Annotated in this window: 23 protein-coding genes; 10 read left to right on the forward strand and 13 right to left on the reverse strand. The window is 71.2% G+C overall.

Annotated elements, in window-relative coordinates:
• Window positions 1–13: 13 nt before the first annotated feature.
• Both V6U86_RS11225 and V6U86_RS11230 read right to left on the reverse strand, forming a co-directional pair.
• Entirely contained in the window at window positions 14–880 is an 867-nt protein-coding gene (locus tag V6U86_RS11225; protein WP_334501705.1) for an aminoglycoside phosphotransferase family protein, read from the reverse strand.
• A 42-nt stretch (window positions 881–922) separates the two neighbouring features.
• Complete coding sequence (locus tag V6U86_RS11230) at window positions 923–1,381, reverse strand: Lrp/AsnC family transcriptional regulator (RefSeq protein ID WP_334501707.1); 459 nt, start codon at window positions 1,379–1,381, stop codon at window positions 923–925.
• A 93-nt stretch (window positions 1,382–1,474) separates the two neighbouring features.
• Here V6U86_RS11230 and V6U86_RS11235 point away from each other — a divergent pair, with 93 nt between their 5' ends.
• The 4 genes from V6U86_RS11235 to V6U86_RS11250 all read left to right on the forward strand — a co-directional run bounded on the left by V6U86_RS11235 (window position 1,475) and on the right by V6U86_RS11250 (window position 5,199).
• Complete coding sequence (locus V6U86_RS11235; protein WP_334501709.1) at window positions 1,475–2,326, forward strand: LLM class flavin-dependent oxidoreductase; 852 nt, start codon at window positions 1,475–1,477, stop codon at window positions 2,324–2,326.
• Window positions 2,323–2,748, forward strand: coding sequence for a nucleoside deaminase (locus V6U86_RS11240; protein ID WP_334501711.1), 426 nt, complete (start codon window positions 2,323–2,325; stop codon window positions 2,746–2,748). Before V6U86_RS11235 ends, V6U86_RS11240 begins: the two co-directional genes overlap by 4 nt.
• Window positions 2,749–2,983: 235 nt before the next feature.
• Window positions 2,984–4,249, forward strand: coding sequence for an AGE family epimerase/isomerase (locus V6U86_RS11245; protein ID WP_334501713.1), 1,266 nt, complete (start codon window positions 2,984–2,986; stop codon window positions 4,247–4,249).
• Window positions 4,246–5,199 (forward strand): carbohydrate kinase family protein, encoded by a 954-nt coding sequence (locus V6U86_RS11250; protein ID WP_334501715.1) that lies wholly within the window; start codon window positions 4,246–4,248, stop codon window positions 5,197–5,199. The genes V6U86_RS11245 and V6U86_RS11250 overlap by 4 nt, the downstream gene beginning before the upstream one ends.
• 98 nt (window positions 5,200–5,297) lie before the next feature.
• Here the strand turns inward: V6U86_RS11250 and V6U86_RS11255 are convergent, their stop codons facing one another.
• From V6U86_RS11255 to V6U86_RS11265, 3 genes are read right to left on the reverse strand one after another with little or no spacing between them, the layout of a single operon-like run.
• On the reverse strand, window positions 5,298–6,314 hold the full coding sequence (locus V6U86_RS11255) for a LacI family DNA-binding transcriptional regulator (RefSeq protein ID WP_442934922.1): 1,017 nt from the start codon (window positions 6,312–6,314) through the stop codon (window positions 5,298–5,300).
• A 27-nt stretch (window positions 6,315–6,341) separates the two neighbouring features.
• A complete protein-coding gene (locus tag V6U86_RS11260; protein ID WP_334501717.1) occupies window positions 6,342–7,721 on the reverse strand; it encodes an FAD-dependent oxidoreductase in 1,380 nt (459 codons plus the stop codon).
• Window positions 7,722–7,744: 23 nt separating this feature from the next.
• A complete protein-coding gene (locus V6U86_RS11265) occupies window positions 7,745–8,887 on the reverse strand; it encodes a carboxylate-amine ligase (protein ID WP_442934923.1) in 1,143 nt (380 codons plus the stop codon).
• Between the two features lie 156 nt (window positions 8,888–9,043).
• On the opposite strand from V6U86_RS11265, the gene V6U86_RS11270 reads away from it, so the two are divergent.
• Window positions 9,044–9,337: a DUF6412 domain-containing protein gene (locus V6U86_RS11270; protein WP_334501722.1), complete on the forward strand. Its 294-nt coding sequence runs from the start codon at window positions 9,044–9,046 to the stop codon at window positions 9,335–9,337.
• A 102-nt stretch (window positions 9,338–9,439) separates the two neighbouring features.
• On the forward strand, window positions 9,440–10,186 hold the full coding sequence (locus tag V6U86_RS11275; RefSeq protein ID WP_334501724.1) for a YidC/Oxa1 family membrane protein insertase: 747 nt from the start codon (window positions 9,440–9,442) through the stop codon (window positions 10,184–10,186).
• Window positions 10,187–10,192: 6 nt separating this feature from the next.
• Here the strand turns inward: V6U86_RS11275 and V6U86_RS11280 are convergent, their stop codons facing one another.
• Both V6U86_RS11280 and V6U86_RS11285 read right to left on the reverse strand, forming a co-directional pair.
• The gene (locus V6U86_RS11280) at window positions 10,193–10,864 is read right to left on the reverse strand and encodes a DedA family protein (protein ID WP_334501726.1); all 672 of its coding nucleotides are present in this window, start codon (window positions 10,862–10,864) and stop codon (window positions 10,193–10,195) included.
• Window positions 10,865–10,935: 71 nt separating this feature from the next.
• The gene (locus V6U86_RS11285) at window positions 10,936–11,550 is read right to left on the reverse strand and encodes a DUF1349 domain-containing protein (protein WP_334501728.1); all 615 of its coding nucleotides are present in this window, start codon (window positions 11,548–11,550) and stop codon (window positions 10,936–10,938) included.
• 57 nt (window positions 11,551–11,607) lie between these two features.
• On the opposite strand from V6U86_RS11285, the gene V6U86_RS11290 reads away from it, so the two are divergent.
• Window positions 11,608–13,260: an alpha-amylase family protein gene (locus V6U86_RS11290; protein WP_334502254.1), complete on the forward strand. Its 1,653-nt coding sequence runs from the start codon at window positions 11,608–11,610 to the stop codon at window positions 13,258–13,260.
• A 78-nt stretch (window positions 13,261–13,338) separates the two neighbouring features.
• Here V6U86_RS11290 and V6U86_RS11295 read toward each other — a convergent pair whose 3' ends face one another.
• On the reverse strand, window positions 13,339–17,058 hold the full coding sequence (locus V6U86_RS11295) for a S8 family serine peptidase (RefSeq protein WP_334501730.1): 3,720 nt from the start codon (window positions 17,056–17,058) through the stop codon (window positions 13,339–13,341).
• Between the two features lie 165 nt (window positions 17,059–17,223).
• On the opposite strand from V6U86_RS11295, the gene fabG reads away from it, so the two are divergent.
• Window positions 17,224–17,982: a 3-oxoacyl-ACP reductase FabG gene (gene fabG / locus V6U86_RS11300; RefSeq protein ID WP_130404166.1), complete on the forward strand. Its 759-nt coding sequence runs from the start codon at window positions 17,224–17,226 to the stop codon at window positions 17,980–17,982.
• An 84-nt stretch (window positions 17,983–18,066) separates the two neighbouring features.
• Here the strand turns inward: fabG and V6U86_RS11305 are convergent, their stop codons facing one another.
• Both V6U86_RS11305 and V6U86_RS11310 read right to left on the reverse strand, forming a co-directional pair.
• Window positions 18,067–18,483 (reverse strand): hypothetical protein, encoded by a 417-nt coding sequence (locus V6U86_RS11305; protein WP_334501735.1) that lies wholly within the window; start codon window positions 18,481–18,483, stop codon window positions 18,067–18,069.
• Window positions 18,476–18,868 carry a hypothetical protein gene (locus tag V6U86_RS11310; protein WP_442934924.1) on the reverse strand — a complete coding sequence of 131 codons (393 nt, stop codon included), beginning with the start codon at window positions 18,866–18,868 and terminating at the stop codon, window positions 18,476–18,478. The genes V6U86_RS11305 and V6U86_RS11310 overlap by 8 nt, the downstream gene beginning before the upstream one ends.
• A 329-nt stretch (window positions 18,869–19,197) precedes the next feature.
• Here V6U86_RS11310 and V6U86_RS11315 point away from each other — a divergent pair, with 329 nt between their 5' ends.
• Window positions 19,198–20,106 carry a Gfo/Idh/MocA family protein gene (locus V6U86_RS11315; protein ID WP_334501738.1) on the forward strand — a complete coding sequence of 303 codons (909 nt, stop codon included), beginning with the start codon at window positions 19,198–19,200 and terminating at the stop codon, window positions 20,104–20,106.
• A 141-nt stretch (window positions 20,107–20,247) separates the two neighbouring features.
• Here the strand turns inward: V6U86_RS11315 and V6U86_RS11320 are convergent, their stop codons facing one another.
• Window positions 20,248–20,439 (reverse strand): DUF2795 domain-containing protein, encoded by a 192-nt coding sequence (locus tag V6U86_RS11320; protein ID WP_334501740.1) that lies wholly within the window; start codon window positions 20,437–20,439, stop codon window positions 20,248–20,250.
• A 128-nt stretch (window positions 20,440–20,567) separates the two neighbouring features.
• Here V6U86_RS11320 and V6U86_RS11325 point away from each other — a divergent pair, with 128 nt between their 5' ends.
• Window positions 20,568–21,824 (forward strand): erythromycin esterase family protein, encoded by a 1,257-nt coding sequence (locus V6U86_RS11325; RefSeq protein WP_334501742.1) that lies wholly within the window; start codon window positions 20,568–20,570, stop codon window positions 21,822–21,824.
• 102 nt (window positions 21,825–21,926) lie between these two features.
• Here the strand turns inward: V6U86_RS11325 and V6U86_RS11330 are convergent, their stop codons facing one another.
• Window positions 21,927–24,140 carry an MMPL family transporter gene (locus V6U86_RS11330; protein ID WP_334501744.1) on the reverse strand — a complete coding sequence of 738 codons (2,214 nt, stop codon included), beginning with the start codon at window positions 24,138–24,140 and terminating at the stop codon, window positions 21,927–21,929.
• Window positions 24,140–24,727 (reverse strand): TetR/AcrR family transcriptional regulator, encoded by a 588-nt coding sequence (locus V6U86_RS11335; RefSeq protein ID WP_334501747.1) that lies wholly within the window; start codon window positions 24,725–24,727, stop codon window positions 24,140–24,142. Before V6U86_RS11335 ends, V6U86_RS11330 begins: the two co-directional genes overlap by 1 nt.
• Window positions 24,728–24,828: the final 101 nt, after the last annotated feature.

Consider the following 24,828-nt stretch of genomic DNA (forward strand, 5'->3'; position numbering starts at 1 on the left):
CGGGTGCCGGGCCTCAGTCGCCGTCGAGCAGCCAGCGGACCACCTCGATGTTCTCCGGGGAGACGATGTCGTCGGAGATGCTCCAGGCCAGCGTGTGCCCGATCGTCCAACCCCGGACCCGCTCCCGGTCCAGCCCCAGCTCGGTGCTGAGCCGGGCCAACCGGTGCTGGACGGCGGCCGGTGAGTGGCCCAACTCCGGGCCGCGCACCAGCGGCACCACCGAGAACTCACGCTCCCCGGTCAGCGGCTTCGGGTCGATCGCCAGCCACGGCCCCCGGTCGGCGGCGAGCACGTTGCCGGCGTGCAGGTCCTGGTTGACCAGCACCTGCTCGCCCTGACTCGACGCCAGGCCGCCGAGCAGGTCGAGCGCCGCGTCGAGCAGCCGCCGCTCGTACGGCCGGCCGGCCCGTTCCCAGGCCCGGGGCATCCGGTCGATCCAGCCCGCGGCCTCCTGCGCCAGCGGGGTGAACGGCGTGCCGGCCGGCCGCCAGAGTCGGGGGAGCAGCCCGGTCATCGCGTCCAGTGCCGGGTCCAGTGGAAGGTCGTGCAGGGGAGTGCCGGGCTGGCAGCGTTCCAGCAGCAGGGCGCGCCGGTGTGGGTCGTGGGCGAGCAGACGGACCGCTCCGTCGCCGTCCCAGTGGGCCAGCGCATCAGCCTCGTGCCGGCTCTCCTCGTCGGGGTACTGGAGCTTCAGCACCACCGGCGTGCCGTCGGGCAGGTGGGCAGGGAGCGCCAGGGAGGCGTAGGCGTACCCGAAGGGCGGGCCGAGTCGTAGCGACCACCGCTCGGTGCACTCCGCCAACCAGGTCGGGAGTGTGGCGATCCAGGCCCGGCCCGCCGGTGACGCACGTACCCAGTCAAGTCCCTCAGGTAGATCCATCCGGCCATCGTGGAGCATCCACCGCGCTCTGGTGGGTCTGGGTCAGGAGCGGGGTGGCGTCAGGCGCGGGCCGCGATAGGGCAGTGTGGCGCTGTAGACCACATTGGTGGTGGTGCTGCCGAACCCGGCGAGATCGTTGACGACCTGTTCGAGGTGCGCCATCGACGTCGCGGCCACCTTCAGCACGTAACAGTCGTCCCCGGTGGTGCGCAGGCACTCCAGGATCTCCGACCGTTGATCCAGGAGCCGGTGCAGCGGTTCGTGCCGACTGCCGGGGTATTTCAGTCGGATCACCGCGAGCACGGCGAAGCCCGCCCTGGACAGGTCGACCTCGGCGCGGTAGCCGCTGATCACGCCGGTCGCCTCCAGCCGCCTCACCCGCTCGCTGGTGGCCGACGCGCTCAGCTTGACCCGGCGGCTGAGCTCGGTGATCGGCAGGCGGCCGTCGCCCTGCAACTCGATCAGGATCGACCAATCGAGATCATCAAGATTCTCGGCCATCCGGCCAATCTACCGGCGGATTCACGGCAAAGGCCAGCGAAGGCAGGGATCACGGTGTTCCCGCGCGGCGCCACGCTGACTAGCGTATAACCCGTGCAAATTGGCGTGAACGTACCGAACTTTGCCCCGGGTACCGACCCCGACGTGCTGCGACAGTGGGCGCAGACGGTCGAGGGCCTTGGGTTCGACCTGCTGATGGTCTCCGACCACATCGCGGTGACCCCGGACGTCGCCAAGCAGTATCCGGCGCCGTTCTACGAGCCGTTCACCACGCTGTCCTGGCTGGCCGGGGTGACCTCCCGGGTCCGGCTGGGCACCACGGTGCTCATCGTCCCGTACCGGCACCCGCTGCTCACCGCCCGGATGGCGGCGAACCTCAACCGGCTCAGCGGCGGCCGGCTCGTCCTCGGCGTCGGCGTCGGCTGGGCGCAGCAGGAGTTCGAGGCGCTCGGCGTGCCGTTCCGGCGGCGCGGCGCGCTGACCGATGATTACCTGCGCACCATGCGTGACGCCTGGCAGAACACCGACGACTACGACACGGATGCGATCCCGATCTGGGTCGGCGGCAACAGCGAAGCCGGCATGCGTCGCGCGGTACTGCTCGGTGACGCCTGGCACCCGCTGCGGGTCACGCCCGGATGGCTGGCCGAGGCGACCGTGCGGCTGAAGGCCATCGCCGACGAACTGGGTCGCCCGGTGCCCGCGTTGATGCCGCGCATCGCACTGCGGGAGGCCCCTGAACCGATCACCGCCCCGGACCGGCTCGCCGGTGTCGGCACCATCGACCAGATCATCGGCGACATCGACCAGATCCGCCTGCTCGGCGCGGAGACGGTCGTGCTCGACCCGTTCAACGGCGACCTGACCGAGATCCGCCAGCCCGAACGCGCCTGGCGGACACTCGCCGCCGTGGCCGCTCACCACAAATCTCAGGAGGATCGATGACCCCCGACGACGAGAAGTTTCTCCGCCAGGCCGTGGAAATCGCCAGGCGGGCCGGGGCGTCCGGCCAACGGCCGTTCGGTTCGTTGCTGGTCGACGCGGCCGGTGTCGTCCTGATCGAGGACCACAACACAGTGGTCTCCGACGCGGACATCAGTGCCCATCCGGAGTTGAAGCTGGCCGTGTGGGCGGCTCGGGAGCTTCCTCCCGAGGTGGCTGCCGGCACCACCATGTTCACCAGTTGCCAGCCCTGCGCGATGTGCGCGACAGCGATCGACCGGTCCGGCCTCGGGCGGGTGGTGTACGCCCTGTCCAGCGAGCAGTTCGAGGAGGTCAAGCCGGCCACCCCGGCGCTGCCCCCGGTCCGCTACGAGGGGCCGGCGCTGTTCGACGAGGCGCGTCAGCCGATCGACGACTACTACTGAGCGGGGCTGTCCCGGGGCGGTGTGACGTAGCCGGAATTGACAGTCGGCCGGCTGCCGGAGCAGGGTTGAGCGGTGACAACGATGTCAACGGACAAAAGGGAAGGGACTGTGCGGATGATCCTCTCCCGGCCGCGCCCGTTTCGCGGTGTCCCGTTGACGGTTTCCCGGCGCGGACCCGGTCTGTCCGCCGATCCTGGCCGTATGTCCCTTTCCTACCCGACGGTGACCAGCTGAGATGACCGACGTCCCCCGATCCGACGCCGCAACGACCCCCGCTCCGGCGGGGTCGCCAGACCTGCCCGATCTGGACGACTTTCTCGTCGACCAGACCCGGACGCTGCTCGACACCGCCCGCCGCTCGGTCCGACCCGAGGGCGGCTTCTGGTGGTTGACCGACGACCGCACCCCGGATCGCGGCGAACCGATCCACACCTGGATCACCTGCCGGATGACCCACGTGGCCGCCCTCGCCCACCGCAACGGCGACCCGGACGCCGCCGCCCTGGTCGACCACGGCGTCGCCGCGCTCAGCACGCTGCTGCGCGACGACCGGTACGGCGGCTGGTTCGGCGCGGTGGACCAGCAGGGAGCGCCCGTCAACGATCGCAAGTCCGGCTACGACCACGCGTTCGTGCTGCTCGCCGCCTCCAGCGCCGCGCGCGCCGGACGGCCCGGCGCGGACCTGCTGCTCGCCGACGTGCTGGCCGTCGTACGGGACCGGTTCTGGGACGACGACGCCGGCGCGGTCCGCGAATCGTGGAACCGCGACTGGACGGTCACCGAGGACTACCGGGGCGCCAACAGCAGCATGCACATGGTCGAGGCGTTCCTCGCCGCGACCGCCGCCACCGGCGACGCGAGCTGGGCCGACCGGGCCCTGCAGATCGCCACCCACCTCGTGCACGGTGAGGCGGCCCGGCACGACTGGCGGCTGCCCGAGCACTTCACCACCGACTGGACGCCGCTGCCCGACTACAACCGGGACCAGCCCGCCGACCCGTTCCGGCCGTACGGCTCCACAATCGGGCACTGGCTGGAATGGGCGAGGCTGCTGCTGGAGTTGGAGGCGGTGCTGCCGCAGCCACCCCGCTGGCTGCTCGCCGACGCCCGCGCCCTGTTCGCGGCCGCCGTGCGTCGCGGCTGGGCGGTCGACGGCGCGGACGGCTTCGTCTACACGATCGACTGGGACGACCGGCCGGTGGTGCGCTCCCGCATGCACTGGGTCCTCGCCGAGGCCATCGGGGCGGCGATCACCCTGCACCGCCGCACCGGGGACGCGGTCTACCTCGACTGGTACCAGGTCTTCTGGGCGTACGCCCGCCGCTATCTCATCGACCAGACCGGATGGCGGCACGAGTTGGACGCGCAGAACCTGCCCGCCGGCACGGTCTGGCACGGCCGGCCGGACGTCTACCACGCGTACCAGGCGGTTCTGCTGTCCCGCGCGGCCGTTGGGCTCGGTGGCCCCGGCCCGCTCGCACCGGGGGAGGTGACCGCGTGATCGTCGTCGCGGGTGAGGCGCTGATCGACCTGGTCGTCACCGCCGAGGGGCAGCGGGCGGTGCCGGGTGGCTCGCCGGCCAACGTCGCGGTCACACTGGCCCGGCTCGACCAGCCGGTACGGCTGCTCGCCCGGCTCGCCAGTGACGAGTACGGTCGGCAACTCGTCGAGCACCTGAGCGCGAACCGAGTGGACCTGGGATGGGCGGTCCGCGCCGAGGAGCCCACGTCGGTGGCGGTGGCCACCCTGAACGCCGCCGGCCAGGCCAGCTACGAATTCCGGCTGGCCGGTGCGGCGGACTGGCAGTGGACGCCGCAGGAGCTGCCCGAGCTGGCCGGATCATCGGCGATCGCGCTGCACACCGGATCCCTCGCGCTCGCGTTGGCGCCCGGCGCGGAGGCGCTGGAGGGCCTGCTCGCCCGGGAACGCCAACGGGACGGGCTCACCGTCTCCATCGACCTCAACCTTCGCCCGAGCATCGTCACGGACCGGGCGGCGGAGCAGGAGCGGGTACGCCGACAGATTCGCCTCGCGCACCTGGTCAAGGCCAGCGACGAGGACCTGGCCTGGCTCTACCCGGAGCGTTCGCTGGGTGACGTGATGACCGAATGGCGGGCGGCCGGCGTGTCCTGTGCCGTGGTGACCCGGGGCGGGGAGGGCGCCTGGTTGCTCGCGCCCGACGGCTCGCTGTACGAGGAGCCGGCCGTCCGGACCACCGTGGTCGACACCGTCGGTGCCGGCGACTCGTTCACCGGTGGCCTGCTGGCTGCGCTGGCCGACCTCGACGCGCTCGGTGACCGGCCGGCCGACCGGCTCGCCGAGGTGACCCCGCAGCAGTGGGGTGCGGTGCTCCGGCAGGCTGCCACGGTGGCCGCGCTGACCTGCGCCCGCCGAGGCGCCAACCCACCAACTCGCGCCGAGGTCGAAGCCTTGCTCAGCCCCGCAATCTGACCCCACCTCTCCGCGATCTTGCACATTCTGTCCCGGCAAAAGGCGCAACCTACGCGAGTCGTCGACAGCAAGTGCAAGATCGCGGGGAGCAGGTGGGGTTAGGGGGTCAGGCCGCGCTTCAGCAGGGTGGTGGGGAGGACCGTCGTGGAGGGTGGGGTGTCGTCTCCGGCGATTCTTTGGAAGAGGCGTTCGGTGGCTACCCTCGCCAGCTCCCGGGTGTCGTAGGCGACGACGGTCAGCGGTCGGGGCATCAGGTGGGCCAGCTCGAAGTCGTCGAAGCCGACCAGCGCGGCGTCACTGCCCCGCCGGTGCAGCTCCTGGAGCGCGCCGACGGTGAGCCGGTTGTTGGCACAGAAGAACGCGGTGGGCGGCTTCGGGAGGTCGAGCAGGGTGGCGACCGCCCGCCCGGCCTCCTCGGGAGCGATGAGCCGCTCACGGACCAGCGACTCGTCCGGCTCGACCCCAGCGGTGTCCAGGGCCGCCCGTGCCCCGGCCAGCCGCTCACGCATCGTGGGCACGCTCGGCGCTCCGAGTAGCAGCCCCACCCGCCGGTGCCCCTCGCCGAGCAGCGCGCTCACGGCTGTGTGGCTGCCGCCCCGGTTGTCCAACAGCACGGCATCGGCCTGCAGCCCCTGCGGCGGCCGGTCCAGGAACACCACCGGCATGCCCAGCTCGACCTCACGACGCAGGAACGAGTGGTCGAGGCCGGCCGGCACCACCAGCAGGCCGTCGACCCGGCGCTGGGTGAAATCCTGGAGCAGGGCGCGCTCCCGCTCCGGGTCCTCCTCGGACGACGCGGTGATCAGCATGGTGCCGTGGGCGGCGGCGATCTCGGCGGCGACGCTGGCGATGGTCGCGTAGAACGGGTTGGCGATCTCCTCGATCAGCAGCCCGACGGTGGCATTGAGCTGCCGGGAGCGCAGGTTACGAGCGATGTCGTTGCGCCGGAAGCCCAGCTCGGCGATGGCGGCCAGCACGCGGCCTACCAACTCCTGCCCCACCGGTTCGTCGTTGACGACCCGGGAGACCGTCTTCAGGCTGACGTCGGCGCGTCGGGCCACGTCGACCATCGTGGGACGCCGACGCGCGGTCGGCCGGGTCGGGGTCTGGGTCACGGGGTGGTCCTCCACGGCGGGCGCGGGTCAACGGCCGAGCGCGGCGAGCGCGTCGACCGCTTTTCGGGCGGCGATCAGCACCGGATCCCACACCGGCGCGTATGGCGGAGCGTAACCCAGGTCCAGCTGCGTCATATCGTCCACCGTCATGCCGTTCCACAACGCTACGGCCAGCGTGTCGATCCGTTTGGCCGCCTCGGACCAACCGACGATCTGCGCGCCGAGCAACCGGCCGCTGGGGCGCTCGGCGATCAGCTTGACCGTCATCGGCCGGGAACCCGGGTAGTAGCCGGCCCGGTTGGTCGACTCGGCGATCACCGAGACGAACTCGAAGCCGGCAGCAATTGCGTCGCGTTCGCGCAGACCCGTCCGGCCGACCTCCAGGTCGCATACCTTGGTCACCGCCGTGCCGATCACACCCGTGAAGGTGGCGTACCCGCCGCCGATGTTGGTCCCGGCGACCCGGCCCTGCTTGTTGGCGTGCGTGCCGAGCGGCACGTGCACCGGCAGCCTGCTGACCCGGTGCAGGGTCTCCACGCAGTCGCCGGCCGCCCAGACCCCGGTGAGACCGGGCACCCGCATCCGACGGTCGACCCGGACCGCGCCGGTCGGTCCGAGGGGCAACCCGGCCGCCTCGGCGAGCGCGGTGTTGGGGCGTACGCCGAGGCCCAGGACCACGACGTCGGCCGGGATCGGCCCCGCGGCGGTGACCACGGCGGACACCCGGCCGTCCCGCTCCTCAAGGCCGGTCACCGGCAGGCCGGTGCGGATCGTGATGCCGAGGCCACGCATGGCCTCGGCGACCAGCTCGCCCATGTCGGCGTCCACCGTCGACATGGGCTGCTCGCCCGCTTCCACCAGGGTCACCGAGAGGCCGCGTTGGATCATGGCCTCGGCGATCTCGACGCCGATGTACCCGCCGCCGATCACCACGGCCCGGCGCGGCTGCGGGTCGGCGTCCAGCCAGTCGCGCAGCGCCGCACCGTCGTCGAGGGTCTGCATGCCGAACACGCCACCCGCGTCGGTGACCGCCCACGACGGCTTCACCGGCACCGCGCCGGTGGCGTACATCAGGTCGTCGAAGCGCTGGCGGACCTCGCCGCCGCCCGCCAGGTCCCGGGCCACCACCTCGCGACGTTCCAGGTCGATGGTCGTGACCTCGTGGCGCATCCGGACGTCCATCTCGTGCTCGGTGCGGAAGATCTGCGGACCCCGGGCGATCAACGCCTCGGGGCCGGGCACCAGCCCACTGATCCAGTACGGGATGCCACAGGCCGAGTAGGAGGTGAAGTGGCCCCGCTCGAAGACCACGATCTCCAGGTCGGCGCGGGCGCGCCGGCGTCGGGCCTGGGACGCCGCCGACATTCCGGCGGCGTCCCCGCCGATGACGATCAGCCGTTGCGCCACGGGTTCATCCTGTCACGCGGTGTTCAGCCGCGGGTCTGCCGCGCGACGTCCTGCACCACGTCGGTGAGCCGGCCGGTGCGTTCGAACACCGCCCGCTGCCGTGCCGCGCCGCTGCCGTGTCGACGCAGCCCACCCAGCAGGTCCGTCACCTCGGCCCAGTCGCCGTGCTCCTCCAGCGCCGGGCGCATCCGCTCCACGAACCGGTCCAACAGCTCCCAGGCCGGGCGCAGCTCACCGTTGGTGACGTCGACGGCCTCGCCTTCCAGGCCGTCGTGGGCGGCCCGCCAGTGCGCCCCGACCAGCAGGTGATGGTCGGTCCGCAACGCCGGCCGGCCGGCGTCGACATCCGCCATGGCGGTGGCCACCAACGCCCGGACCAGTGCGGCGACCAGCACCGCGTCGTCCACCGACGGGCAGACGTCACCGATCCGCAGTTCCACCGTCGGGTACTTCGCCGACAGGCGCGCGTACCAGTAGAGCATCCCCTCGTCGAGCATCACCCCACTGGAGATCAACTGGCGGATCAGCCGCTGGTAGTGCTCGTGCGACTCCAGAAACGGCGTCGGCGCCACCGACGGCCAGCGCTCCCACTCCACCGAGCGCCAACTGGCGTAGCCGGTGTCCTCGCCACGGGCGAACGGCGAGTTGGTGGTCACCGCGTGCAACAAGGGCAGCCACGGCCGTACGTGGTTGAGCACCTGCACGCCGGTGTCCGGGTCGGGCACCCCGACGTGCACGTGCATTCCGTTGTTGCCCGGGCCGGGAACGAGCAGCCGGAACCGCTCGATCATCAGGTCGAAGCGGGGCTTGTCCACCACCGGCGGCACCGGGCCGTCCACCGGGCCGGTGCCGATGGCGAGCAGGCGTACGCCGGCCCGCTCGGCGGCGTCGGAGAGCGCCCGACGCAGTACGCCCAGGGAGTGCCGGATCGACGAGAGCTCCAGGCCGGGTGGGCTGCCGATCTCGATCTGACTGGTCTGGAACTCCCGTTCCACCTGTCCACGGAGTTCGGCCGGGACCTGCTCCATGACCAGATCCACGGCCGGAACCGCAGCCCCGGTGTGCGGGTCGACGAGCAGGAACTCCTCCTCGACACCCACGGTGAGCAATCCGGTCGCCGCAGCCATGTCGCTGGGCGCCTCCGCCACCTGACCGGTCATCGACATCACCCGTCCGTTCCTACCGTTGGCGGTCTCTCCGCGTTGGTCTGCCGTTGGTTACCCAACGTGGCGATGCCGGGAAACGTGGCGTCGGCGCGTCGTGCTCGGGACGGGCCGCCGGATTCGACCGGGTGACGTGACAGCGGGTCCTATGCTGGGCCCGTGCCGGTGCTGCTGGGCTATGTCGGGGTCGCGTGGGTGTCCGCGTTCGCCCAGCTCACCCTGCTCGCGGGCCGACCGGCCGACCTGCTCGCGGGCGCTGCGTTGACCGCCCTGGTGCTGCTCGCGGTGGTGCTGGCGGCCCGGGTGCGCGACCGGGCGGGCGCGCCCGGTACGGGGCCGCGGTGGGCCGGTCTGCGGGCCCGCTCCCGAAGTCGCCGAATGCCCCGTCAGATCGACCCGGATGCGGCCGGTCGCCCTCGTCCCCGTGCTCCGGGGCACCCCTCGGCCGCGTAGCGCCTCGCCGCCGCGCGGCCGATCCCGCCGTCACCGGCCCCCCTTGCTGAGCGGATGCCGCCCGGGGGAGGGCCTCACCGGAATCGGACCGAGGGGTTTCCCATGCTTGCCTTCGCACCACTGCACGACGCTGTCGGCGCTGCCGGCAGCGCGCTGTCCTGGCTCACCGAGCTGCTCGAACCACTGGCCGGCGGCGCGGCGACCGCCGCCGCCATCGTGCTCTTCACCATCGCGGTCCGGCTGCTGATCTCGCCGCTGACCGTCGCGCAGGTCCGCGGCGAGCGGCGCCGCGCCGCGCTCGCCCCGCGGGTGCGGGACCTACAGCAGCGGTACGCCGACGACCCGGCGACGCTTCAGCGTGAGGTGTTCGCGTTGTACCGCGAGGCCGGCGCGAACCCGATCGCCGGCTGTCTGCCGTTGCTCCTCCAGGCGCCGTTCCTGCTGGTGCTGTACCGGTTGTTCAGCACCAGCGAGGGCGGCACCGGGTTGCTGGACGAGCGGTTGGCCGGCGTGCCGCTGGGGCACCATCTCAGCGACGGGCTGGCCGGTGCGGCCGGAGGGCTCTTCGGCGTACTGCTGGTGGTGTTGCTGGCGGTGGCGTGGTGGTCGTCGCGACGGGCACGCCGGGCGTCGGCGGCGGCGGGCACGGTGGCCGGTACGCCGACCGAGGGGCCGGGAGCGGCCACGCTCGGCCGGTTGCTGCCCCTGCTGCCGTTCACGACGGTGCTGGTGGCGCTGGTGCTGCCGCTCGCCGCCGTGATCTACCTGGTGACCACGAGCGTGTGGTCGGCCATCGAGCAGGCGGTGCTTCGCCGCCCGCAGGCGGTTCCGTCGCCGGCTCGGCGGTAACGCGGATCAGCGACCGGCGGTCACCGACCGCCGGTCGTCGCGGTCCCGGCGCTTGCGGAGCTTACGGATCACCCAACTGGCCACCATCACCACGAAGACCGCGACGATCGCGTAGTTGAACCAGTCGCTGTAGCGTTCGACGTCCTGCCAACGGCTCCCGAGGGCGTAACCCGCCCCCACGATGAGACCGTTCCACACCCCGCTGCCGATCGTGGTGAGCAGGATGAACTCGCCCAGCGGCATCCGATTGGCCCCGGCCGGCACGGAGACGAGGCTGCGGACCACCGGCACCACCCGGCCGATCAGCACCGCCCACCGACCGTGCCGCTCGAACCACCTGTCGGCCTTCTCCAGGTCGTCGCTGTCCACCAACGGGATGTGGTCCAACCAGCGCTTGAGCCGGTCCTCGCCGAGCGCCGCGCCGAGCCAGTAGAGGACCAACGCGCCGATCAGCGAACCGACGGTCGCGGCGAGCACCACGAGGAAGACGTTGAACTCGCCCTCGTGGGCCAGGAAGCCGGCGAGCGCCAGCACGATCTCGCTGGGGATCGGCGGAACGATGCTCTCCAACGCCACCAGCAGCGCCACTCCGACCGGACCCATCACCTCGATCACCGAGGCCACCCAGCCGGTCAACCCGGTGAACTCGGACGGGTCGCCAGCCTGGGCGTACGCCATGGGTCGTCCTTCCGGGTGGGCCGTCGGGGATCGGATGGTGATACCCACCGGCACCCGAACTACACCTGGGCTCAGTGCTCCGGGTGCAGCGCGGTGTCCGCCGGCCCCTGTCGCCAGCCGGTGAACGTCACCCTCAGCCCAGCGCGGGAGGGAGCGCAGCAGAACGGGCCGGCGAGGGCGTCGGCCGTCGGGTCCAGCGGGGCGAGCCGGACCAGTCGCCACGGCTCGCCGTCGACCCGGGCGCGGATGGTCAGCGCGTCGCCGGCCCGGCTGACCCGGACGGTCACCTCCCGGCCCGCCCACTCCGGCACCGGCCCCACCGACCAGTCGGAGAACTCCCGGGTCACCACCGCGCCGAGCTGCACCTCGCCGTCGCTGACCTCGACGCCGGCCTTGGTCCAGGTGTGTTCGTCGACGCGCACGAACGCACCGGCCTGGTCGAACTGCGCCGAGAAGTCGAGCCGGAAGCCCACCTCCATGGCGGTGCCCACCGGCAGCGGTGCCAGCAGGGCCGGACCGTTGTCGTGGACGAAGCCGTAGCTGGTCTTGCGCCAGAAGTCGCTGTTCGCGGCCGGCTCGACCACCAGCTCGCCGGCCGGGCCCTCCTCGACGCGTACCGGCGGGTGCAGCCAGGCGCCCCGGGACCAGTCCAACGGCTCGCTCGGTGGTACGAGGTCGTCTCCCATGACCGGAACGATAACCAAGGGTTTGCCGCGATGATCGATCGGAGATGTTCCTCCGGCATGGGTGACCGTTGGTATTCCGAAGCCGTCGTCTACTGCCTCGACATCGACACGTACGCCGACTCGGACGGTGACGGGGTCGGTGACATCCGCGGGTTGATCGGGAGGCTGGACTACCTGGCCCGGCTCGGCGTGACCTGCCTGTGGTTGCACCCGATCCACCCGTCGCCCAACCGCGACGACGGCTACGACGTCACCGACTTCTACAACGTGGACCCGCGCTTCGGCACCCTCGGCGACTTCGCCGAGCTGTTGCACCAGGCGCAGAACCGGGGCATCCGCGTGATCATCGACCTGGTGGTCAACCACACCTCCGACGAGCACCCGTGGTTCCAGTCCGCCCGTTCCTCGCCGGACTCGCCGTACCGCGACTGGTTCGTCTGGTCCGACGGCGAGCCGGACGACCGGCACCAGGGCATGGTCTTTCCCGGCGAGCAGAAGGAGACCTGGAGCTACGACCGCACCGCCAAGGCCTGGTTCTACCACCGGTTCTACAAGTTCCAGCCGGACCTCAACTTCGCGAACCCGGAGGTCCGGGCCGAGGTCAAGAAGATCATGTCGTTCTGGCTCCAGCTCGGTGTCTCCGGCTTCCGAATGGACGCCGTGCCGTTCATCATCGAGCTGACCGAGCCGGGCAACCCGAACTCCCCGAAGGACTTCGAGTTCCTCACCGAGATGCGCCAGCACGTCCAGTGGCGGCGCGGCGACGCCGTCCTGCTGGCCGAGGCGAACGTCGAGCCGGACCAGCTACCGACGTTCTTCGGCGACGCCAGCGGCTCCGGCAACCGGATCCACATGCTCTTCGACTTCATGCTCAACGGTCGACTCATGCTCGCCCTGGCCCGCGAGGACCCGGAACCGCTGATCGACGCGTTGCACGACACCCCGAAGCTGCCGGTCGGCGGGCAGTGGGCCACCTTCCTGCGCAACCACGACGAGATCGACCTGTCCCGGCTGACGACCGAACAGCGCAACCAGGTGTACGCGCAGTTCGGCCCGGACGAGAACATGCGCATCTACGACCGGGGCATCCGTCGCCGGCTCGCCCCGATGCTCGGCAACGACCGGCGGCGCATCGAGCTGGCGTACGCCCTGCAGTTCTCGATGCGCGGCACGCCGGTGCTGCGCTACGGCGAGGAGATCGGGATGGGCGAGGACCTGTCGCTGCCCGGTCGGGAGGCGATCCGTACCCCGATGCAGTGGTCGTACCAGCCGAATGCCGGCTTCTCCACGGCGGACCCGGAGAAGCTGGTCCGTCCGGTGATCGACAAGGGTGACTTCGGCTACCAGAACGTCAACGTCACCGCCCAGCGGGGCGACCCGAAGTCGTTGCTCGGCTGGTTCGAGCGCATGATCCGTACGCTGCGGGAGGCGCCGGAGATCGGCTCTGGGTCGACGACCCACATCGACGTGGCGATGCCGCCCGGCGTGCTCGCGCACCGGGCCGACGGGCCGACCGGGACGATGGTCTTCGTGCACAACCTGGGCACCGACGACGTCGAGGTGGACCTCAGCAGCCTTGAGCCCGAGGCCGACCTGCCGATCGACGTGCTCGCCGACCGTGGCTACGGCGAGTTGGGCAAGCTCGGCGCGGTGAAGGTCTCCGGCCACGGATACCGCTGGATCCGCCTCTGCCGGGACCGGGGTTTCTGAGGTTCGGCGGTTCCCCGATCACGCGTGACGTCCGGCCGGTCGGTGCCGGCCGGACGTCACGCGATCAGGGCCGGACGATCAGCGCACGCCGAACGCGCGCAGCACGGTCTGGTTGATCGAGTTGCCTGAGCCGTCTGCGGCGCTGGCGCGCAGCGACACGAACTTGGCACCCTTCGGCGCGCGCAGCTTCGTCGTCAACGAACCGTCCTTCGCGCGGTCCAGTGACTGCTTCTGCCAGTGCGCGCCGTCGTCGTACGAAATCTCCAGGGTGACCGAACCGATGGTGCCGAACCCGGTGACACCGGGCAGGTGGTTGGCGGACACGCTCAGATCGGTGTTGGCCTTCGCGGTGCCGACGGCGTCGGTGTCGACCGCGTAGTCGAGCTGGAGCAGCGGCAGCCCCGCCGACTCCACACCGGCGGCCGGCGCCTTGGACCGGAACGTCCACTCGGTGGTGGTGCTGGTGGAGTACGGGCCGCCGGTCGGGTCCTGGGTGGTCCCCACCACCAACCGGTACGGCAGGTCGCCCGCGTTCGGCGCGGTGCCGCTGATCCACGTGCTGGTGCTCTCGGCGAGCAGCGTGCGGCCCTGGTAGAGCTGGTTGGTCTGGCCGGCGCCGTTCATGGCCATGCCGACGTGGTCGGCCCCGCCCCAACCGGGCACGTCCAGCTTGAGGGTGTCGCCGGAGCGGGTGGGCAGCGTGAAGTTGTTGTTCAGGTGCGGCCGCTCGATCGGCTCGAAGAACCGCTCCTCGTTCTTGCTGCCGGCGCCGTAGCTGGTCCGGGGGTCGATCTGGTAGGTGCCGCCGTCGATGTACGCCTCCTGACCCCAGGTGTACAGGTCGTCGATGGAGACCCAGTCGGTGCGGACCGGTGCGAGCGGCCGGTTGCTGCTTTCGCCGATGCCCCAGTTGTTGTACGACGGCCAGTCGTAGCGGAACTCGCCACCGCGGGTCTGCCGGTCGGGGAAGGTGAAACCGACGTCGATCCGGGCGAGCGTCTTCTTGGTCTCGGCCCGGCTCATGTCGCGCGGAATCTTGTTGTGGTAACCCTGAACGAGGTCGTACACGTAGTCGGCGATTGGCTGTGAGTCAACCTCGACCTTGGTCGATTCGCGCTGGATCTGCTGGATCAGCGCCTCCCCCTCGTCCATGCTGAGCATCGCCACCTCGATCGGGGTGGGGGTGACGAAATCGATCGAGTAGTCGCGCACCTCGCGCCACGGCCAGTCGTTGACCACCAGCATCAGCTTCGCACCGGCGGCGGTCGCCGCGGCGGCCTGCTCGGCGTCACCGACATCCAGGTTGTGCCGGACCACGACGGCCTTGCCCCGGGCGTTCAGCTTGACGTAGTCGCTCGGCGCACCGTCGCCGGCGTAGACCACCGGCAACGTCGAGCGGCCCTTCGGCAGCTGGGTGGTGCCCTGCTGGCGGACCACGTCGTCGAAGTTCACCTTCTTGGTGCCGACGCTCAGCACCGGCTGCTCCTTACGCCACCGGGCGCCGAGGTAGAAGTCGCCGTGCCGCACGTCCTTGCTGGTGGGCTGCGCCCAGAAGCTGTCGTAGAAGACGCCGCCGGCGATGAACGAGCGCCACCGGCCCGCGCCCTGTGACCGGAAGTAGTCCAGCCGGGTGAAGGTGTCGGCGGTCTGCTGCGGCACCGACGACTCGACCGGGCGGGCCGCCTTCCCGTTCAGCCGAACCGTGGTGTCCTGACGCAGGTCGATGTCGGGGTCGCCGAGCAGTGCCAGGCCGAGCGAGTTCGGCCCGTGGCTGCCGGTGACGTTCAGGAAGCTCATCGCCGAGTAGACGCCCTCGGGCAGGTTGAGCAACAGCGTGCCGTCCGGGTTGGTCGAGAGGAACTCGGCCTCGTAGCCGCCCGGCTGGCCGAGCTCGATGGTGCCGGGGGCCGGCTTGCCGTCCCGGTCGGTCAGTTCGAGCCGAAGCTTGTGGTACGGGGTGAAGGTGCCCACGGAGATCGCCGTACGGGCCAGGACGACCCGGTCCGCTCCGGCGGCGAGGACCTGACCGGTGTACCGGCTGCCGGCGCTGGACCGGGAGGTGTCAGTGGTCAGGGTGGTGGTGGCGGTGCCGTGCGCGGGCACTGTCACCTGCGCGCTGGAGAGGCTGAACAGGTCGGCCGGTGCGTTCGGGGCGTCCACCGACAGGCTCAGCGTGATCGGCTGCCCGGTGGTGTTGGTGTACGTCACCGGGTGCGTGACGCGACCCGGCTGCGCGGTCTCGTAGTGCGCGGTGGTGGAGACGGTGCCGGTGGCGACGATCGGCGCGCGGACCGCGGTGGCGACGTCGAGCCGGCCGTTGCCGGCCTGGAAGGCGTCGAACGCCGGGGTGGCCTTGGTCGTGCTGACCAGTGCGTCCTTGAGTTGCTGGCCGGTCCAGTCCGGGTGCTTCGCGGAAAGCAGGGCGGCTGCGCCAGCGACGTGCGGCGCGGCCATCGAGGTGCCGTCCATGCTCGTGTACCAACCCTCGCCGGGCGAGTACTGCGAGCGGGCGGCGAGCACACCGACGCCGGGCGCGGTCAGATCGGGCTTGATCGCCTCGTCGCTGATCCGCGGACCGCGGTTGGAGAAGTAGGCGAGGGTGTCGTCGTTGTCGACCGCGCCGACAGTCAGGCCGGCGTCCGCCGCGCCGGGGGCGCTCACGCCGGGGCCGCCGTTGCCGGCGGTGGTGATGAAGAGGGCACCGGTCTCCGCGCTGAGCCGGTTGACCGCCTGGCTCAGCGGGTCGGTGCCGTCACTGGGCTGGCTGGAGCCCAGGCTCATGTTGATGACGGTGGCGTCGGCCTCGTGGGCCGCCCACTCCATGCCGGCCAGAATCCAGGATTCCTGCCCGTTGCCGTTGTCGCTGAGCACCTTGCCGATGGCGAGTTGGGCACCGGGGGCGACCCCCTTCTCCCGACCGTCCGAGGCGGCGCCGGTGCCGGCGACGGTGGACGCGACGTGGGTGCCGTGCCCCGCCCGGTCGGTGATCTCCTCGCCGGGCACGAACACGGCGGACGCGCCGATCTGGCCGGCCAGATCCGGGTGGGTCGGGTCGACACCGGTGTCCAGGACGGCGACTCGGACGCCCGCCCCGGTGTCGCCGTTGGCCCAGACGGCGGGGGCACCGATCTGGGCGGTGGTGTCGGCCAGGTCGGCGTGCACCTGCCCGTCCAACCAGATCTTGGCGATCCCGCCGGAGAAGCGTCCCTCGCCGCCGGTGGCGGTGGCCGCCTTCGCGGCGGTGGCGGTGATCGCGGTCCAGAACTCGTCGGCCTGGTCGCGGTCCTCGCTCAGGGCGGCACTCGCGATGCTGCTGAAGGTGCGGGTGCGGGTCGCACCGGCGGGGGCAGAGCCGGCACGCAGGCCGGGCGTGTCGGCGTACGACACGATCAGCGGCAACTGGTCCATCCGGGCGTCGTCGTACCCGTCGGCGATCAGCTGGGTGACGTTGAACAGTCGCTTGTCCAGTGTCTTCGCGGCCACGTAGGGCAGCACCGACTGGGGGTAGACGTAGAGGTCGTCGCCGGCCTCCATCACCCGTACCGGTGTCGACGTGCCGTCGGGACGTCGTACGTCGACGGTGCTGCCGTTGGCGCTCTGGCGGGTGGTGACCGTGTCGCCGGTGATCAGGGTGACCGAGTGGGTGCCGGGTGGCGTGGGCAGGTCGGTAACGGGGGTGACGCCGGGACCGGCCGCTGCCGTGGGGGTGGCGGCCAGGGCGGGTGTTCCGCCGGTCGCCGCGAGGGCTGCGGCGGTCGCGGTGGCGAGCCAGGCCCTGCGGGTACGGGATAAATTCACTTGATCATCGTTCCTTGCCTCGTCTGTCGGTGCTAGTGGGATGACAGCGAACGGCACGGTACGCGCGGAAGATCATCTTTCCTGTAAAGCGATGGTCATCGCTGGGTTACTGTCGGTGAGCGGGTTAGGCTCCTTCGATCGACCCCAAGTTACCCGGAGGTAATCATGTCGGAGGAGCCCCGCGTCGCCATCGTCACCGGAGCCGCCCGCGGTATCGGCGCGGCCACCGCCCGGCGGCTGGCCGCCGACGGAATGGCCGTCGCCGTGGTGGACATCGAGGAGACGGCCACCAAGGAGACAGTGGACGCCATCGCCGCCGCCGGCGGCCGGGCGCTCGGAGTGGGCGCCGACGTCTCCGACCGGGACCAGGTCGAGGCGGCGGTGGCCCGGATCGCCGCCGAACTGGGCGCGCCCACCGTGCTGGTCAACAACGCCGGTGTGCTCCGCGACAACCTGCTGTTCAAGATGACCAACGCCGACTGGGACACGGTGATGGGGGTGCACCTGCGCGGCGCGTTCCTGTTCAGCCAGGCCGCGCAGAAGCACATGGTGGACCGCAAGTGGGGGCGGATCGTCAACCTCTCCAGCACCTCGGCGCTGGGCAACCGGGGCCAGGCGAACTACGCCGCAGCCAAGGCCGGTCTGCAGGGCTTCACCAAGACGCTCGCCATCGAGCTGGGTCCGTTCGGGGTGACCGTGAACGCGGTCGCACCCGGCTTCATCGTCACCGACATGACCGCTGCCACCGCCGCCCGGATGAAGGTCGACTTCGACGACTTCCAGAAGCACGCCGCCGCCGAGATCCCGGTCCGTCGCCCGGGTCGACCGGAGGACGTCGCGCACACCATCTCGTTCCTGGCGAGCGAGGGCGCCGGCTTCGTCTCCGGTCAGGTCATCTACGTCGCGGGCGGCCCTCGGGACTGACCCGTACTCCCGACGAGGGCGCTCCGCTGGACGGGACGCCCTCGTCGCCGGGTCCTGGCTGAGTCGGGCGGGGTGCGTGCCGGGTCAGGCGGGCGCGCGGCGGGTGCGCCAGAGCCAGAGCAGGCCGAGCACCGGCAGCACCAGCGGGATGTAGCCGTACCCACTGCCGAACCCCGACCAGACCGTCTCGTCCGGGAACAGCTCCTTGTCGACCAGGCTCAGGATGCCGACCGCGACCACACCGACCAGCTCCACGGAGCAGCACGCCAACGCGACCCGTCGGCCGGCATGCCCGGCGCGGGCCAACCCCACCGCCGCCACGATGTAGATGACCGCGGCCAGCCCGGAGAGCAGGTACGCCACCGGCGCCTCGTCGAACTTGGTGGCGATCTGCAGGCCCGCCCGACTTGTCGCCGCGATGGCGAAGAGCAGGTAGACCGCGATCAGCAGCCGGCCGGGGCCGGAGTTCGTCCGCCGCGGGGCCTGCCCTGTCTCAGCCACCGAGCACCTCCCAGGTCTGCTGCAACCGGACCACCACCACCGGGGCCACCAGGCAGACCGCGCACACGATCGCCGAGCCCCAGCGGGTCGGTTCCATCCGGGCCAGCACCCAGGCCAGTGGCGGCAGGCACACCAGCGTGACCAGGTAGCCGAAGAAGGCACCGGGCTCGCCGGGTCGATCCCCGCCGCCGACGGCGACGAGCGCCAGCACGCTCAACACCAGCAACGCCACTTCGAGGACGGCCAGACCGACGAACTGCACCCGGTCCGGCGGCCGGTGGCGTACCGCCGCCACCAGCGCCCACACCGCGACGAGCAGCGACAGCACGATGGGTACGGTCGCGACGATCCCGTCCACCGGCGAGTCGGTGGCCACGCTGGTCACCGGACCCACCCGGTCGTTGCTTCGGTCACCGGCACAGCCTACTAACCGTCGTAGTAAGCGGGTGCCCTGCCTCTCCGCGTGTGACGCGCGCCCGTCGAGGCGTCCGCAGTGCGGCTCCTGCTCTCGAACGCCGCCACGTCCCCGGTCAGCAGCACGTCCGTCTGGTCGGCAAACGCCCGCGTCAGCCGCCGGGTGGCCCGAGGGTGGGTTCGGAAACAGAGGTGGGCTGCTTCGATTGGTCGAACCCGCCGCCGTCCTGACCGCCGGGGCGACTAGCGTGGATCACGTCCGTGGCGTTGTCGCGGTGCGGGGAAACAGCGGAGGTACACGTGCTGCGGTTCGGTTTGTTCGGCACCGGTCACTGGGCGATCGAGACGCACGGGAAGGCGCTGCACGCACATCCCGACGCGGAGCTGGTCGGGGTGTGGGGCCGCAACCCGGAGCGGGCCTCCGCACTGGCCGAGCGGTACGGGGTGCCCGCCTACGCCGACGTCGACGCGCTGATCGAGCAGTGCGAGGCGATCGCCGTCGCCCTGCCGCCGGACGTCCAGGCCGACATCGCGGTCCGGGCGGCCCGCGCCGGCCGGCACCTGCTGCTGGACAAGCCACTGGCGCTCAGCGTGGCCGACGCCGACCGTGTCGTGGCCGCCGCCGAGGAGTCCGGGGTCGCCTCGGTCGTCTTCTTCACCCAGCGGTTCCAGCCGAACGTGACCGCGTTCCTCGCCGCCACCGGCGCCGCCGGGGGCTGGCAGCACGGCCGGACCACCGCTTTCGCCTCGATCTTCCAGGACGGCAGCCCGTACGGCGGCTCGTTGTGGCGTCGGGAGCACGGGGCGCTCTGGGACATCGCCCCGCACGCCCTCTCGATCCTCCTGCCGGTGCTCGGCCGGGTGACGCAGGTGGCGGCGATGGACGGACCGAGCGGGATGGTGCACCTGCTGCTCACCCACGAGGGCGGTGCCACGAGCAGCGCCTCGCTCTCCCTGGACGCCCCGACCGAGTCGATGGCCCGGGAGTTCGTGTTCTACGGCGAGAACGGCATCGAGAACGTCCCGTTCGGCGAGAACGATCCCGCCACGGCGTTCGGCGTCGCCATCGACCAGCTCGTCGAGCAGGTGCGGGCCGGCACCCGGGACCACCGCTGCGACGTCCGCTTCGGCCGTGAGGTGGTCGGCATCCTCGCCGCCGCCGAAACCGCCCGCACCGAAGCCCGCACCATCACCATCCCCATCCCCTGACCCCCCACTCCCTGCCCCCACCCCACCCCCTGGTGATCATGAAGTTATTGCCACGACACGCCGCGGCGGATGGCAATAACTTCATGATCACCGGGGGTGATGGGGGAGTGGGGGATGGGGTGGGTGGGTGGGTGGGTGGGGTTAGGTCGGGGTGGTTAGGGCTGCGTTTAGTTCGTCGGGGGAGTTGAACTGCTCCGCCGGCAACGCCTGCAACATCTGCAACATCTCCGTGCTGGCCCCGTTCTCCTGACCCCAGCGGATCAGGTCCTCCCGCGAGACCGGGTAGTCGAGCCCGGCCAGGTACTCCTGCAACTGCACCCCGGTGACGGTCATGTCGGCCGGCTACCCGCTCGCGGTGGCCGTACACCGGCCAGGTCGGCACCCACGACGGCCCGGCGGCCGGCGTGTCGGCCCGCGACGCGCCGACGGTTTGCCGCAGTGGCGGCCGGGTAGCCGCTGGCATGCTGGTTCAGCGGCTCGGCGCGCCGAGCGATTTCGACCCGTTGCTGGAGCGCGTCCGGAACGCACGGGTGGTGATGATCGGTGAATCCACCCACGGCAGTTACGACTACTACCGGTTGCGCGAGCAGCTCACCCGCCGACTGATCGCGGAGTGCGGCTTCTCCTTCGTCGCCGTGGAGGGTGACTGGCCCGACTGTGATCGGGTGCACCGGTCGGTGACGGCCGCGCCGGGCGGCGCGCTCGAACCGCAGCTCGCGCTCGCTGAGTTTGAGCGATGGCCGACCTGGATGTGGGCCAATGCCGAGGTGGCCCGGTTCACCAGCTGGCTGCGGGCCTGGAACGTCGAGCGGCCGGAGGAGCAACGGGCCGGGTTCCACGGGCTCGACGTGTACAGCCTCTGGGAGTCGATGCAGGCGATCTTCGACTACCTGGGGGAGGAGGACCCGAAGTCGCTGGAGGCGGCTCAGGACGCGTACCGGTGTTTCGAGCCGTACGGCAAGAGAGTCGAGGAGTACGGCGCGGCCAGCCGGTTCGTCTCCGCCCGCTGCGAGGAGGAGGTCATCCGGTTGCTGGCCCGGACCCGCGAGCACGCCCTCTCCGACGGCCCGGATCGCTTCTCGGCCTGGCAGAACGCGGAGGTGGTGGCCGGAGCGGAGCGCTACTACCGGGCAATGGTGGCCGGTGGGCCCGACTCGTGGAACATCCGCGACACCCACATGCAGGACACACTGGACCGGCTGCTGGACCGGTACGGCCCCGACGCCCGGGGCATCGTCTGGGCGCACAACACGCACGTCGGGGACGCGCGGGCCACCGACATGGCCGCCGACGGGATGGTCAACATCGGTCAGTTGGCTCGGGAGCGGCACGGCGAGGACGCGGTCGCCCTGATCGGCTTCGGCAGTTACCGGGGTACGGCGATCGCCGCACCCCGCTGGGGTTCGCCGCCCGAGGCGATGGTGGTGCCGCCGGCTCGGGAGGGGTCGATCGAGCGGCGGCTGCACGAGCTGATGCCGGAGCGGGCCGTGCTGATCTTTGGTGGCGACGACCAGCCGGGCTGGGTGACCGACACCGTGGACCACCGGGCGATCGGGGTGGTCTACGACCCGTCGTTCGAGTCCTGGGGCAACTACGTGCCGACCCGGATCGGCGAACGCTACGACGCCTTCATCTGGTGCGACGACACCACCGCCCTGCACCCGCTACCGGTGTCGGCGGCCCCCGGCGAGATGGAGACCTACCCGGCGGGCGTCTGACCGGTGCCCGCTCGCGTCGATCATGGAGTTGTGGTGCTGCACGAAAGCCTCTGATCGGGGCACGACGGGCACCACAACTCCATGATCGACCGGGTGGATGGGTTAGACGTGCGTGGGGGTGCGTTCTTCCAGGTGGGTGCGCAGGCCCTCACCTTCGATGTCCACGTTCGGCAGGGCGCGGTTGAGCCACCGGGGCAGCCACCACGCGCGGTCGCCGAGGAGCGACATCACCGCCGGGACGATGGTCATCCGGACCACGAACGCGTCGATGGCGACGCCGACGGCGAGCGCGAAGCCCATCGACTTGATCACCGGGTCCTCCAGGAAGACGAAGCCCCCGAAGACCGAGATCATGATCAGCGCGGCGGCCGTGACGACCCGTGCGCCGTGCCCCATGCCGCTGATGGTGGCCTGTCGGGCGGTCTCACCGTGGACGAAGTCCTCCCGCATCCGGGACACCAGGAACACCTCGTAGTCCATGGCGAGCCCGAACAGGATGCCGATGAGCAGGATCGGCAGGAAGCTGATCAGCGGGCCGGGCGTGTCCAGGCCGACGAGGTCGGCGAGGTGTCCCTGCTGGAAGACGGCCACCGTGATGCCGAACGTGGCGGCGACGGTGAGCAGGAAGCCCAGCGCCGCCTTGATCGGCACCAGCAGCGAGCGGAACACCAGCATCAGCAGCAACACCGACAGCCCGACCACCAGCAACAGGTAGATCGGAAGCGCGTCGGAGAGCTTCTCGGAGACGTCGATGCCGATGGCGGTGACGCCGGTGAGCAGCACGTCCGCGTCGCGGATCCCGCCCACCGCGCCACGGATGTCGTGGACCAGGGTCTCGGTGGCCTCGTCGGTCGGGCCGGTCTTCGGCACCACGCCGAGCAGCGCCGTCCGGCCGTCCGGGCTGACCTGGGCCGGTGCCACCGCGAGGACGTTCTCGGTGCGCTGGAGCAGTGCCGTCACCTGCGGCACGGCGGCCGAGGTGGCCTGCGGCGTGTCACCGGCGACCACCACCGCGAGCCGGCCGGTGAAGCCCGCTCCGAAGCCCTCGACGGTCAGATCGTTCGCCACCCGGGCGGGTGAGCCGACGGCGGCCGTCGCCGCGCCCGGCAGAGCCAGCCGCATGTCCGGCGTGGGCAGCGCGAGCAGCCCCAGGCCGAGCAGGCCGACCAGTATGACCGGTACGCGGAACCGGGTGATCAGTCGCGCCCAGCGGAAGCCGAACCGGTTGCGGTCTTCGGTCGTCGTCGCGACCGGCCGGTCGGTGACGTCCGTGTCGTCCTCGTCGGTGCCGACTGTGGGAACGGCACGCAGCCGGCGGGGAAGCACCCGGCGACCGGCGAAACCGAGCAACGCCGGCTGGAGGGTGATGGCGACGAGTACGGCGACGGTGACCGTGCCGGCGGCGGCCAGACCCATCACGGTGAGGAAGGGGATGTCCACCACGGCAAGCCCGGCCAGGGCGATGACCACGGTGGCGCCGGCGAAGACCACTGCCGAGCCGGCGGTGCCCACGGCCCGGCCGACCGCCTCCTCCGGGGACAGGCCGTCGAGCAGATTCTGCCGGTGCCGGGAGGTGATGAAGAGTGAGTAGTCGATGCCGACCGCCAGACCGAGCATCAGCGCCAGGATCGGTGCGGTGCTGGTGAGCTGGATGACGCCGCTCAGCGCGAACAGGCCGGCCATCCCGGCGCCCACGCCGATCAGCGCGTTGAGCATGGTCATGCCGGCGGCGACCAGGGAGCCGAACGTGATGATCAGGACGATCGCGGCGACCAGGACGCCCAGCGCCTCGGTGGAGCCGATCTCCGGCTCACCGCCGAGCACCTCACCGCCGGGGGCGACCTGCCAACCCTGTGCCTTGGCCGCTGTGCCAACCTGCTCGTACGCGGTGCGCTGCGCGTCGGTCACGTCGTCCCCGCCGGTGGCGAACTGGACCTGGACCAGCGCGTACCGGCCGTTGGGTGAGACGGCGCCGACCTGCAACGGGTTGACCGCGCCGACCACACCGGGCAGTGCCGACGCCTGCTGGACCAACTCCTGCACCACGGCCTGACCCTGTGGGGTGGCCAGGTCGCCGTCGGCGGGCGCCTTGACCGTGATGGTGCCGGTGGCGCCGCTGGCTGCGGGGAACTGGTCGGCGAGCAGGTCCAGCGCGCGCTGGCTCTCGGTGCCGGGCATTGTGAAGTTGCTCGCCGTCGTGCCGCGCAGGGTCGCCGCGGCCAGGCCGGCGACGACGAGTACGACGAGCCAGAGCGCGACGACGAGCCGTCGCCGGCGCAACGCGCCCCGGCCGAGCCGGTAGAGCAGGGTGGCCATCAGGAGTCCTTGTCCTCGGTCGTGGGTGGATGGGGCAGTGGTGCGTCGACGGGTTCGACGGCCCGCCGGGCGAGGGTGAGCAGGGCGGGGCGCAGTTCGTCGTCGGGGATGTCGACGAACTCGGCGCACGCCTCGGAGATGCCGGCGAGCAGCACCAGCGCGGCGATCCGGGCGCCCGGCCGGTCGGAGTGCCCGGCCAACGCGTCCCGCAGCCGATCCGAGATCTGCTGGATGTGCGCGAAGGCCGGCTGGCACAGCAGCTCCGGGAACTCGCCGCGAAGTACCGCGATCTCCCGCCGGAACCGGACCGCGAGGTCGACGAAGCCCTGTGCGGCGACCTCTTGGGCGGCCGCCCCGGTCAGGCCGTTGAGTTGGTCGTCGAGGCTGCGGAGCACGTCGATCGCGGGGGCCATCAGCTCGGCGAGCAGGGCTTCCTTGTTGGCGAAGTGGTAGAGCACGGTGGCCTTGGAACAGCCGACCTCGCGGGCGATGTCCTGCAGGGAGGTGCCCCGGTAGCCGGTCACCGTGAACTGCCGCGCCGCCGCGGCGAGGATCTCGCCGTGCGTGTCTGGTGCCGCTCTGACCATGCGTGGTCCACCTCCCGCAGACCAGCATGCCTGACCGATCGGTCAGACCCTGACCGATCGGTCAGACTGGGGTGGTGGCGTTCCCCACATCCCCGCCGGGT

The sequence above is a fragment of the Micromonospora sp. CPCC 205558 genome (genome assembly GCF_036902955.1).
Lineage (GTDB): Bacteria > Actinomycetota > Actinomycetes > Mycobacteriales > Micromonosporaceae > Micromonospora.